This is a genomic window from Symbiobacterium turbinis (assembly GCF_055383075.1).
Genome location: NZ_AP042433.1, coordinates 3540850 through 3552871, shown reverse-complemented (window position 1 = coordinate 3552871; position 12022 = coordinate 3540850). Strand labels below are relative to the sequence as shown.

General features: G+C 66.4%; 8 protein-coding genes and 2 tRNA genes. All 10 read right to left on the bottom strand.

The window, feature by feature from the left end:
• Positions 1 to 180: 180 nt before the first annotated feature.
• Positions 181 to 256 (bottom strand) — tRNA-Ile (locus ACZ45O_RS17165).
• Between the two features lie 90 nt (positions 257 to 346).
• A tRNA-Asn gene (locus tag ACZ45O_RS17160) sits at positions 347 to 421 on the bottom strand.
• 1081 nt (positions 422 to 1502) lie between these two features.
• Positions 1503 to 2795, bottom strand: a complete 1293-nt coding sequence (gene aceA, locus ACZ45O_RS17155) for an isocitrate lyase (RefSeq protein WP_464854661.1) — start codon at positions 2793 to 2795, stop codon at positions 1503 to 1505.
• Between the two features lie 29 nt (positions 2796 to 2824).
• Complete coding sequence (aceB, locus tag ACZ45O_RS17150) at positions 2825 to 4417, bottom strand: malate synthase A (protein WP_464854660.1); 1593 nt, start codon at positions 4415 to 4417, stop codon at positions 2825 to 2827.
• A 119-nt stretch (positions 4418 to 4536) separates the two neighbouring features.
• Positions 4537 to 5148 carry a hypothetical protein gene (locus ACZ45O_RS17145; protein WP_464854658.1) on the bottom strand — a complete coding sequence of 204 codons (612 nt, stop codon included), beginning with the start codon at positions 5146 to 5148 and terminating at the stop codon, positions 4537 to 4539.
• A gap of 178 nt (positions 5149 to 5326) precedes the next feature.
• Positions 5327 to 6136 (bottom strand): ABC transporter permease, encoded by an 810-nt coding sequence (locus tag ACZ45O_RS17140; RefSeq protein ID WP_464854657.1) that lies wholly within the window; start codon positions 6134 to 6136, stop codon positions 5327 to 5329.
• A gap of 72 nt (positions 6137 to 6208) precedes the next feature.
• On the bottom strand, positions 6209 to 7315 hold the full coding sequence (locus tag ACZ45O_RS17135) for an ABC transporter substrate-binding protein (RefSeq protein WP_464854655.1): 1107 nt from the start codon (positions 7313 to 7315) through the stop codon (positions 6209 to 6211).
• Positions 7316 to 7349: 34 nt separating this feature from the next.
• A complete protein-coding gene (locus ACZ45O_RS17130) occupies positions 7350 to 8558 on the bottom strand; it encodes a quaternary amine ABC transporter ATP-binding protein (protein ID WP_464854653.1) in 1209 nt (402 codons plus the stop codon).
• A gap of 309 nt (positions 8559 to 8867) precedes the next feature.
• On the bottom strand, positions 8868 to 10028 hold the full coding sequence (gene rpoD / locus ACZ45O_RS17125; protein ID WP_464854651.1) for an RNA polymerase sigma factor RpoD: 1161 nt from the start codon (positions 10026 to 10028) through the stop codon (positions 8868 to 8870).
• 28 nt (positions 10029 to 10056) lie between these two features.
• Positions 10057 to 11928 (bottom strand): DNA primase, encoded by a 1872-nt coding sequence (gene dnaG / locus ACZ45O_RS17120; RefSeq protein ID WP_464854649.1) that lies wholly within the window; start codon positions 11926 to 11928, stop codon positions 10057 to 10059.
• Positions 11929 to 12022: the final 94 nt, after the last annotated feature.

The window sequence follows — 12022 nt, the reverse complement described above, 5'->3', positions numbered from 1 at the left end:
CTCGTTCTCGGCTCTGCAGCGCCCCGGCTACACTCGTTCTCGCTCCCGGTCCTGCTCCACTGGTGCCGGCTCGGGCCACCGTCCAACCCGGGGTTCCCGTCCCACACCGTTTCGCCCGGCCGGGCGCACATGCAGAGCGGCCCTCCATCCGGCGGATGGAGGGCCTGTCGATAATAAATTTGGTGGGCCCTGTAGGATTCGAACCTACGACCAACCGGTTATGAGCCGGCAGCTCTGACCGCTGAGCTAAGGGCCCGCATACAGCATTTTACGCGACACGGCGGCGTTTCACAAGAGCAGCCCGGCAGGCAGACAAAAACAGGCGGGAATCCCGCCTGTACGCAACTGGCTCCGGCGGTAGGATTCGAACCTACGACCCTCCGGTTAACAGCCGGACGCTCTACCGCTGAGCTACGCCGGAATCAACGACGTTCGTATTTTACCCTGATAGCGGGATAAAGTCAACTAGAAGTTTACACCTTCCGCAGACTCCAGCACAATCCAGGCGAGGTCGGCAGAGCCGAGTGCGGGCGCCTCACCAGGCCGTTCCCCGGAAACAGGTTTGCCAGTAATGCTGATACCTACCCCAATCCCCGCCTCACCGCACGGGGCAACGATCACTGGAACTAACGTGCACTTTCCTCAAGTCCTTGTCCCACGGGCCTTCCCGACGCCGCGACATCCACATCCCTCATGCCGCCTGTACTCTACGAAAGTGCACATTGTTACCAGCGCCAAGTCAAATCAGTCCACCGCGGCTTTCCCCCACACACTCGCGCTGAGTTGCGCCGACACCTGCCACCAACCCCGACCGCACATCCCGGGGTAATCTCCTCCAGAACGAATGTGCGCTTTCCTCAAGTCCTCGTCCCACAAGCCTTCCCGACGTCGCGACATCCGCATCCCTCATGCCGCCTGTACTCTACGAAAGTGCACTTTGTTGCCAGCGCCAAGTCAAGTCAGTCCGCCGCGGCCTTCCCCCACAGACTCGCGCTCGGTTGCACCGAAACCGGCCACCAACCCCGCTTCACCCCTGGGATAACCGCCACTGGAGCGAATGTGCACTTTCCCCCAGTCCTCGTCCCACAAGCCTTCCCGCCGTCGCGACCGCTGTATCCCGCATGCCGCCTGTACTCTACGAAAGTGCACATTGTTACCAGCGCCCAGGCACGCCAGTCTGCCGAAGCCTTCCCAGAACCACCGATACCCGGCTATATCGACACCTGGCCACGCCGTCACCTACCTGTCAACCCACCCCACGTTCGGCGCAGCTGCCAGTGGAACGAATGTGCACTTTCCTCAAGTCCTCGTCCCACAAGCCTTCCCGACGTCGCGACCGCTGCACCCCGCGTGCCGCCTGCACTCTACGAAAGTGCACATTATTACCAACGCCTACCTGACCCGGCAGCGTGACGCCCGCGCAAAAAGGGCCCCGGCAGCGAGGGCGAAGGCGCGCAGCAGAAGCGCCAACCCGGCTGCCGGAGCCCCAAGAAGACGCGGCGCTAATCCGCCACCGTAAACTGCTCCTCCTCCGTCGACCCCCGCATCGCCAGGGTGGAGGAGTTGCCGCCCGTGATCACCTGCGCGACCTCGTCGAAGTAACCGGTGCCCACCTCACGCTGGTGCCGGGTGGCCGTGTAGCCCTCCCGCTCCAGGGCGAACTCCTTCTCCTGCAGCCGCACGTAGGCCGTCATGCCCTCCTGGGCGTATCCCTTCGCCAGCTCGAACATCGACGCGTTCAGCGAGTGGAACCCGGCCAGGGTGATGAACTGGAACTTGTATCCCATCGCCCCCAACTCCCGCTGGAACTTGGCGATCGTGGCGTCGTCCAGGTGCCGCTTCCAGTTGAACGACGGCGAGCAGTTGTAGGCCAGCATCTTGTTGGGGTACCGGGAGAGGATCCCCTCCGCAAACTGCCGGGCCTCGTCCAGGTCGGGGGTCGCCGTCTCGCACCAGATGAGGTCGGCGTAGGGTGCGTAGGCCAGCCCACGGGCGATGGCTGCATCGATGCCGTTGCGCACCTTGTAGAACCCCTCGGGCGTGCGCTCGCCGGTGATGAACTCCCGGTCCCGGGGGTCGATGTCGCTGGTGAGCAGCGTCGCGCCCAGGGAATCCGTCCGGGCCACGACGATGGTGGGCACGCCCAGGACGTCCGCCGCCAGCCGGGCCGCCACCAGGGTCCGGATGTGCTGGCTCATAGGCACCAGCACCTTGCCGCCCATGTGGCCGCACTTCTTCTCCGAGGCCAGCTGGTCCTCCCAGTGCACGCCGGCGGCCCCGGCCTCGATCATCGCCTTCATCAGCTCAAAGGCGTTGAGCGGCCCGCCGAAGCCGGCCTCGGCGTCGGCGACGATGGGGACCATCCAGTCGATCTCGTCGTTCCCCTCCGACCAGGCGATCTGATCGGCCCGGCGCAGGGCGTTGTTGATGCGCTGCACCACCGCCGGCACCGAGTTCACGGGGTAGAGCGACTGGTCGGGGTACATCTGCCCCGCCAGGTTGGCGTCGGCCGCCACCTGCCAGCCGGAGAGGTAGATGGCCTTCAGGCCCGCCTTCACCATCTGTACAGCCTGGTTGCCCGTGAGGGCTCCCAGGGCGGCGACGTAGTCCTCGGTGTGCAGGAGATGCCAGAGCTTCTCCGCCGCCCGCCGGGCCAGGGTGTACTCCACCTGAAACGACCCGCGCAGCCGCACCACATCGGCGGCCGAGTACGGCCGCTCCACACCCGCCCAGCGCGGGTTCGTCGCCCACTCCCGCTCCAGCGCCGCCACCTGCTGGCGAATCTTCTCACGCATCCCCTTTACCTCCCCATAAGATCTTGCGTCTAGATCAGGTCGTAGGCCGGCAGCGTCAGGAACTCCGGAAACTCCTCCGCCAGCGCCACCTGCTCGAACAGTTGCCGGGCGGTATGGAAGCGCCCGCACGTAAACGCGCGGGATCCCACCGCGCGGTGAATCCGCTCCATCTCCTCGTCGATCACATCCCGGACCAACTCCGGCGTCACCTTGCGCCCGTCCTGCAACGTCGCTCCCTGGCGCAGCCACTGCCACACCTGCGACCGGGAGATCTCGGCCGTGGCGGCGTCCTCCATCAGGTTGTGAATCGCCGCGGCCCCCATGCCCCGCAGCCACGACTCGATATACTGAATCCCCACGTTCAGGTTGAGCCGCAGACCTTCCTCGGTGATCGCACCCGGCGTGGCTGCGAAGTTCAGCAGATCCCGGGCGGTAACCTGGACGTCGGGCCGCTGCCGGTCGATCTGGTTCGGCCTCTCGCCCAGCACCTCGTCGAAGACGGCGGTGGCCACGGGCACCAGATCCGGGTGCGCCACCCACGTGCCGTCGAAGCCGTCGCCGGCCTCCCGCACCTTGTCCTGCCGCACCTTCTCCAGGGCGACTGCGTTCACCCGCGGGTCCCGGCGGCTGGGGATGAACGCCGCCATGCCGCCCATGGCAAACGTGCCGCGCCGGTGGCAGGTCTTAACCAGCAGCTCGGTGTAGGCCCGCATGAAAGGAACCGTCATCGTCACCGCGCTGCGGTCGGGGAAGCGGACCTCGGGCCGGTTCCGGAACTTCTTGATGCAACTGAAGATATAGTCCCAGCGCCCCGCATTCAGGCCAACCGAGTGCTCCCGCAGCTCCCAGAGGATCTCATCCATCTCGAAGGCGCCGAGAATGGTCTCGATCAGCACCGTCGCCTTGATGGTGCCGCGGGGGATGTCCAGGTAGTCCTGCGCGAAGCAGAAGACGTCGTTCCAGAGCCGGGCCTCCAGGTGGCTTTCCAGCTTTGGCAGATAGAAGTAGGGACCGCTCCCCTTCTCCAGCAGCCGCCGGGCGTTGTGGAAGAAGTAGAGGCCGAAGTCCACCAGACTGCCCGAGGCCGGCTCCCCGTCGATGACGATGTGCCGCTCGGGCAGATGCCAGCCCCGGGGCCGCACAAAGAGCGTCGCCACCTTCTCCTTCAACCGGTACTCCCGGCCGTCGGGGTTGGTGTAGGTGATCGTGCCGTTCACGGCGTCGATCAGGTTGATCTGCCCCTCGATCACGTTGGCCCAGGTGGGGGTATTGGCATCCTCGAAGTCAGCCATGAACACCCGGGCCCCCGAGTTGAGGGCGTTGATCATCATCTTGCGGTCCACGGGACCCGTAATCTCCACCCGCCGGTCGGCAAGGTCAGGGGGGTAAGGCGCGACCTGCCAGTCAGCCTCGCGGATGTGCCGGGTCTCGGGGAGGAAGTCGGGCCACTCTCCCCGGTCCAGCCGCTCCTGCCGCTCCTGTCGCAGCTCGAGCAGCTCCTTGCGCCTGGCTGCGAACCGGCGGTGCAGCTGGACGAGGAACGTCTGCGCTTCGGGGGTGAGCACCTCGGCATACCGGTCGCCCAGGACGCCCCGAATCGAAACGCCTTCCAAGGTGAGCATCGGCAATACCACCGCCCTTTCAGCCAGTTTTTCATGTTGTTAGTATAATAAGTTGACTTATCCCCGTCCGCTGAGCGGCGGCCAGAGGGCCCAATTCCGCGGCCAGATGCGCGGCCCCGTCACTGCCCCACCTCCACAACCGTTTGTACGCCGAAGGCGACGCTCCGCCGCACAAACCCGACCGTTCCGCCGAACCAAACGGGCGCTTGTCGGGATCGAGGCCAGGCCAGGACGGGACCGGGACCGATGGTGAGGCGGGTGGGGCAGGGGCTGAGCGCCCGGCCCCGCAACCCCTCCACCGCCAGCACCTGGCCGCTGGCCATGCGGCCGATCAGGTGGCCGGTCTCGATGAGCACCTGCTCATCATCGCCCCCCAACTCGCCCGCGACGATAGTGCCGAAGTGGTAGCCCGGCGTCACCGCGCCCCTTTCCCGGTTGACGACGTAGTGGGTGTCGCCGGGCCGGATGTAGTGAGACACGGGGCCTCCGAAGTCGTGTATGGGCCAGTCCTCACCGGTTTCCAGGTTCCGGAGCAGGACCCGGCCATCCTCGTCCATCCAGAGCAACTCCATCTCGGACCATAAGACGGGTTCCCACGGTCCAACACCCGGTATGCGCTCCAGCGACGGCTCCGCAAGGTCCAGCAGATAGATGAGCCGGCCCGACCTGAGGAGCACCCGGCGCCCTGAGGGCGACCACGCACCCGCCCAGGGCTGGTCCAGTCCGGTCACCAGAACGTCCTCCTCCACCGCCGTCGCCGCAGGGCATCGCAGGTGGGGCCTCCCCCTGCATATCAGGGGCCGCCGGCGGCGCCTCCGGGGCGGGGGCGCGTGCGCGATCGGCAGGGTGGCCGTTGCGGGCAATGTGAAGCGCCGGCCTCGTCCAGGCCGGCGCCTTTCCAAGCGAGCACTATCCGGATGTCTGCGGCTGCGACTTCGACAGCCCCTGCGTCACCCGGTCGATGATGATGGCCAGGATGACGATGGAGATTCCTCCGGCGAAGCTCCGTCCCGTCTCGATGCGGGCGATGCCGTTCAGCACCTCCGTGCCCAGCCCGGCCGCGCCGATCATCGAGGCGATGACCACCATCGACAGGGCCATCATCACCGTCTGGTTGATGCCCGCCATGATGGTGGGCATGGCCAGAGGCAACTGCACCTTCAGCAGCATCTGCCCGGAGGTGGTGCCGAACGCCTTCGCCGCCTCGATCACGTCTGCCGGCACCTGGCGGATGCCCAGGTTGGTCAGGCGGATCGCCGGCGGAACGGCGTAGATGAAGGTCGCCAGCACGGCGGGCACCTTGCCCATGCCGAAGAGCATCAGGATCGGTACAAGGTAGACGAAGCTGGGCAGGGTCTGCATCAGGTCCAGCAGCGGGCGGATGGCCCGCTCCAGCCGGTCGCTGCGGGACATGGCGATGCCGGTGGGGATGGCCACGATCACCGCCAGGGCGGTGCCCGCGATCACCAGCGTGAGCGTCCGCATCGCGTGGGTCCACAGCCCAAGCGTCCCGATGAAGGCGAGACCGATCGCAGAACCCAGGGCCAGCTTCCACCCGGCGGTCCGCCAGGCCACCGCCGCGACGGCCAGCAGCAGCGCCCACCAGGGCAGCCACAGCAAGAAGTTCTCCAGCCCCACCAGCGGCTTCAGCAGCATGCGCCCCAGCCAGTCGAAGAAGGGACCGCCCACCTCCACCAGCCAGGCCACGCCCTTATCCACCCAGTCCGCCAGGGGCAGTTTGAAGCTCTGAGGGAACACGTCGTATCACCTGCCTTTGCGCGAGAGGGCCGACTACAGGCTCACGCCGGCGGCTGACAGCGCCTGCTCCAACCGCCCGGCCACATCGTCGGGCACCCAGCTGCGCCACAGATCCTGGTAGTTGGCGAAGAACCACAGGGCCGCCGCGTCGGCCTCCACGTCGTTTGCCTCCATGTAGTGCGAGATCTTGTTCAGCTCATCGGTGGGAATCATCATGCGCTCCAGGAACGCGACCACCTCGGGGGCCCGCTCCTTCAGCGAGGGGTGCACGCCCTTGATGACCGGCGCGTCCTCCCAGGCGCAGCCGGCCTCAGGAGACGTCTGCTCCAGCGGGATCTCCCCGGCCATGCCCCTGCGCACCAGCGCCCAGCACTCCTCGGTGTAGGGCGGCTCCTCCAGCAGGACCATGTCGAGAGCGCCCATCAGCCACGTGGGCTCCCAGTAGTAGGTGAGCAGGGGTTCGCCCCGCTGGTAGGCGCCGGCGATCGCGGCATCCAGGGCGCCGGAGGTGCCGGGCTCCTGCACGTTGTACAGGTCCGCCAGGCCGTAAGCGTGCAGCTTCACCCGGTTGACGTTCGCGCAGTCCCATCCCGTGATGCAGTTGAGGAACCGGCCCTTGCTGGGCTCCTCAGGGTCTGCGAAGAGGTGGGCGTACCGCTTCAGGTCCTCCACGGACCTGAGATCGGGCGCCATGGGCTCGATGCCCCGCTCGGGGTCGCCGTGCACCACGTAGGCGGGCACGTACCAGCCCTGGGTGGTGCGGTCCATGACCTTGCCGAGGTCGAGCATCTGCCCCTTCTCGACCACCTCGTGGTACCAGTCGACCATGTTGCCGGTCCAGACCTCCATGGCCACATCCAGATCGCCCCGTACCAGCGAGAGCTGCATGATCGGGGTGGTGACCTCCACGGTCTCCACCGGATAGCCGTAACCCTTCTCGATGATGAAGCCGGCAATGGCGTTGTTGATCCAGAGCGACTCCCACTGCATGTCGCCGAGCCGGATCACCTGCTTCTGCCCGCCGGATGGGCCGTCGCCGCCGCCGGGGCTGCTGCTGGTGCCGCCGCAGCCGGCCGCGGTCAGCAGCACCCCCGCCAGGGCAACCGCCGTCAGAACGCGCCAAACGCGCTGCTTTGCCATGCTCAGACCTCCCAGAAAATGACTCTTCCTCACATCAGCCCGCCTGGCGGGGGGCTTCCGCCTCGGTTCGCCCGGCCAGACCCGCCAGCACCGCCACCCGGGGGATGATGCCCAGGAGCCGCCGCTCCTCGTCCAGCACGGCGATGGGCCAGCGGTGGCTCGCCGCGATGGGGATGAGGGCTTCCAGGAGCGTGTCGGGCTTCGTCGTCGGCACGTCGCGGGTGATCAGGTCGTTCAGGCTGGTCTCGCCCTGCTGCGCCGCGCCGATGGCGACCTCCGCCAGCAAGAGCCCCACCAGCCGGTGCTCCCGGTCCACGACAAAGACGCTGGACAGGCCCTGCTCCTGCATCAGCTTCAGGGCGCCGCGCGGCCCGTCCCGGCCCACCACAGCCACCCTGGGCTTCTGCATGACCGAGCGGGCGGTCAGCACCCGGCTCCGGTTCACGTCGCGCGTGAAGTCGGCCACGTAGTCGTCCGCCGGGTGGGTGAGGATCTCCTCGGACGTGCCCACCTGCACCACCTGGCCATCCTTCAGGATGGCGATACGGTCGCCGAGGCGCAGCGCCTCATCGAGGTCGTGGGTGATGAAGATGATGGTCTTGTTCAGCCGGGTCTGCAGCTCAAGCAGCTCCGACTGCATCTCCCGCCGGATCAGGGGATCCAGGGCGCTGAACGGCTCATCCATCAGCAGGATGTCGGGGTCGTTGCACAGGGCGCGGGCGATGCCGACCCGCTGCTGCATCCCGCCGCTCAGCTGGCTGGGATAGCTGCGCTCCCAGCCCGTGAGCCCCACCGTCTCCAGCCACTTGCGGGCCTTCTCCTCCCGCACCGCCTTCGGCACGCCCTGAACCTCCAGGCCGTAGGCCACGTTCTCCAGCACCGTCCGGTGCGGCAGGAGCCCGAACCGCTGGAAGACCATCGCCATCCGCTTCTGCCGGAGCTCCCGCAGGCCCCGCTCGTCCAGGGCCAGGATGTCCCGCCCTTCCAGCAGCACCTGCCCGGCCGTCGGCTCGATCAGCCGGTTCAGGCAGCGGACCAGCGTCGACTTCCCGCTGCCGGAGAGGCCCATGATCACGAAGACCTCGCCCGCCTCGATGGAGAGCGACACGTTCAGCAGACCGACCGCGTGGCCCGTCTGCGCCATTACCTCCTCTTTGGAAAGCCCCTGGCGTACCAGGGCCAGAGCTTCCTGAGGCCGGGGGCCGAAGATCTTGGTCAAGTCCCGAATCTCTATCAACGCCATCGTCTCACCCCTTTGCGAAAACACAAACCGACAACTTGATGTTACACCCATAAGTTGTCGGTTGTCAATTGTCAGCGACCAGGAAGCGGAAAGAAAGTCGCCCCACCTCCCCGCATGGTGCACGCGGGGGCGGGGCGTGGCCGTGCCCTCTGCCGGCTGCCTTCCGCCGGGCCGCTCGCCGCCCGGGCTTCCCGGGCGGCGGAACGGTGACGGCGCAGAATATGCGAGAGCCGGGGGACAACCCCCGGCTCCTTTACATCCCATCTACTACTATTCGCCCCGGGCCTCGCTGACACCGCGCCCGGTCACTTACTCCAAGTAATCCTTCAGCTTCTTCGAGCGGCTCGGGTGGCGCAGCTTCCTGAGGGCCTTGGCCTCAATCTGCCGGATCCGCTCGCGCGTCACCCCGAACACCTGGCCGACCTCCTCCAGGGTGCGGGCGCGCCCGTCGTCCAGGCCGAAACGCAGGCGGAGCACCTTCTCCTCCCGGGGGGTCAGCGATTCGAGGACCTCCTCGAGCTGCTCCTTCAAGAGAGTAAATGAGGCCGCTTCAGCCGGAGCTGGCGCATCCTGGTCCTCGATGAAGTCGCCCAGGTGCGAGTCCTCCTCCTCGCCGATCGGCGTCTCCAGCGACACCGGCTCCTGCGCGATCTTCTGGATCTCCCTGACCCGCTCCACCGGGATATCCATGTGCGCGGCGATCTCCTCGGGGGTCGGCTCGCGCCCCAGCTCCTGCACGAGCTGGCGGGTGACCCGGATCAGCTTGTTGATCGTCTCGACCATATGCACCGGAATGCGGATGGTCCGCGCCTGATCGGCGATCGCGCGGGTGATCGCCTGGCGAATCCACCACGTCGCGTAGGTGGAGAACTTGAAGCCCTTCCGGTGATCGAACTTCTCAACGGCCTTGATCAGGCCGAGATTGCCCTCCTGAATCAGGTCGAGGAACTGCATGCCCCGGCCCACATAGCGCTTCGCAATGGAGACCACCAGGCGCAGGTTCGCCTCGGCCAGCTTGCGCTTGGCCTCCTCGTCGCCCTGCTCGATGCGCTCGGCATACATGATCTCCTCTTCCGCCGTGAGCAGCGGCACGCGCCCGATCTCCTTCAGGTACATGCGGACCGGGTCATCGATGGCAATCCCTTCGGGAACGGAGAGGTCCTCGTCGGCTGCGGCGTCGTCATCCGGCTCCCCGTCTTCCACCGGAGGTACAGCCACCTCAAGGGCCTCCACGTCTGCCTCGCCCTCGCCCGGCTCCTCCGAATCGTCGTCGGGGCGGTCGCCCTGCAGCTTGATGCCCGCCTCCGTCAGCCTGTCGAAGATGGCCTCCATCTGTTCCGCGTCCAGCTCGAGCCCCTGGAGGGAATCCGCCACCTCGTCGTGGCTCAGGCTCCCCTTGCGCTTGCCCTTCGCAATCAGCTGCTTGACCAGTTCGCGGGCGTTCTGCACTTTCGTTTCCTTGGACTCCATGATGACTACCCCCCCTTCCGCAGCCGCCTCAGGACCGGGACGGTTTGTGCTTGCGAATCAGCTCCGTCAACTCTCGCACGATGGCCGGGTCCACTTTCTGCCCCGCTGATTCCGCAGCTTTGATCTGATTCGTCAAGTCCTCTATTCTCCTCGAATCTCTATGCTTCCTTATCTTCTCGATGCAGTCTGCCGCTTCCTTTTCCGGATCGGCGGTCAGCCTCGGTTTGGCTGCCATTTCGGTCAGCACCCGTCTGACCTCCGGATCAGGCAGGCGATCTAACAGGCGGGCGATCACATCGCCGCCCGCCAGGGGGTCTCCCTCAGCCAGAACCAGCCGCCACGCAGCGTAAACCTGCTGATGATGGGGGTCCGAGAAGGGCTCTTCCCCCAACTCCGGCTCCACGAGGCGGAGCAGCCCGGGGTGTTCCAACAATAAGTACAGCAGCGCGCGCTCAGCCCTGCGCGCCCCCTCCGCCAGCGTAACCGGGGCCTGAGCTGTGCGATGACGCGGCGGTCCGGGCGAGGCAGGTTCTCCCGGACCTCTTCTATTATTCCTGGAATCTGGCAGATTATGCTGGAACCCCCGCCGCAGCAGGCGGTTCATCTGGCGATCGATCGCGAGCTTCAGATCGGGCTTCGCCAGCGGATTGTCGCCCGCAAGCCGGTCGGCCACCTGGTCCACGTACGCCTCCCGCAGCACCTCGTTGCGCACGTCCGCCAGGACCTGGGCCACCGACTCCACCGCCCGGGCCATCTCCTCCGGGGTCGGCCGGCCCGCGCGGGGCAGCGCGAGGCCCAGCCGGAACTCGATCAGCGGCACAGCCTGCTCGATTCGTTCGACGAATGCCGCCCCTCCGTGGGTGCGGATGAACTCGTCGGGATCCTTCCCCTCCGGAAGCTGCAGGACCCTCACGTCACAGCCGCTGTCGTACAGCTTCTGCAGACCGCGCAGGGTGGCCATCTGACCGGCGGTGTCCATGTCGAAGGCGACAATGACCTGCTGCGCCTGCTGCCGGATGACCCGGCTCTGCTCGTCCGTCAGGGCGGTGCCCAGCGGGGCGACGACGTTCTTGATCCCCGCCTGATGGGGCATGATGACGTCCATGTAACCTTCTACGAGGATCGCCTGATTCCTCGCGCGCATCGCCTCTTTGGCCTGATCCAATCCGAAGAGGACGTGCCGCTTCACGAAGAGCGGGGTCTCCGCCGTGTTCTTGTACTTCGCGCCCTCTCCGCTGAGAATGCGCCCGCCGAACCCAATCACCCGGCCGGCCAGGTCGGTGATGGGGAACATAACCCGCTCGTAGAAGGCGTCCATGAAGCCCTGGCCGTCCCGCCGGGGCATGATCAGTCCCGCGCGCTGGAGGATCTGCGGCGGGAAGCGGTCGCGCAAGGCGCGGTAGAGCAGGCCGCGGCCCGGGGCCCAGCCGAGCCGGAAGCGGCGAATCGTCTCCTCCGTCAGCCCGCGCCCGACGAGGTAGTCCAACCCCGCCTTGCCGGCCGGCGAGAAGAGCTGGTGCTGATAAAAGCGGGCCGCCAGGTCGAGCGCGGCGTACATGTCCCGGCGCTCGCGATAGGCCCGCTCCTGTTCCGGCGTCCGCTCCTCCCGGGGAAGGGGGATGCCCGCCCTCTTGGCGAGCTGCACGACCGCCTCGTAGAAGGTGAGATGCTCCCGCTCCATCAGGAAGGAAAACACGTCACCGCTGGCCTTGCAGCCGAAGCAGTGGTAAAACTGCCCGTCGGGAACGACGTGGAACGAAGGCGTCTTCTCGCTGTGGAAGGGACAAAGCCCCACGTACCGGTTGCCCCTGCGCTCAAGCTTCACATACGCCGAGATCACTTCCACGATGTCGTTCTTGGCGCGTACCTCGTCCTTGAATGCCTGGTCGAACCGGGCCACCGATCACCACCTCATCGTACCGGAACGATCGTTCCCCAATAGAAAACCCCTCGGTACCACCGGTTGAACGGGTGTGGACGGCGGCGAGGGTGTC

Coding starts and splice junctions, on each gene's coding strand:
- aceA (WP_464854661.1), bottom strand. CDS start 2,795: ATGCGTGAGAAGATTCGCCAGCAGGTGGCGGCGCTGGAGCGGGAGTGG.
- aceB (WP_464854660.1), bottom strand. CDS start 4,417: ATGCTCACCTTGGAAGGCGTTTCGATTCGGGGCGTCCTGGGCGACCGG.
- ACZ45O_RS17135 (WP_464854655.1), bottom strand. CDS start 7,315: ATGGCAAAGCAGCGCGTTTGGCGCGTTCTGACGGCGGTTGCCCTGGCG.
- ACZ45O_RS17130 (WP_464854653.1), bottom strand. CDS start 8,558: ATGGCGTTGATAGAGATTCGGGACTTGACCAAGATCTTCGGCCCCCGG.
- rpoD (WP_464854651.1), bottom strand. CDS start 10,028: ATGGAGTCCAAGGAAACGAAAGTGCAGAACGCCCGCGAACTGGTCAAG.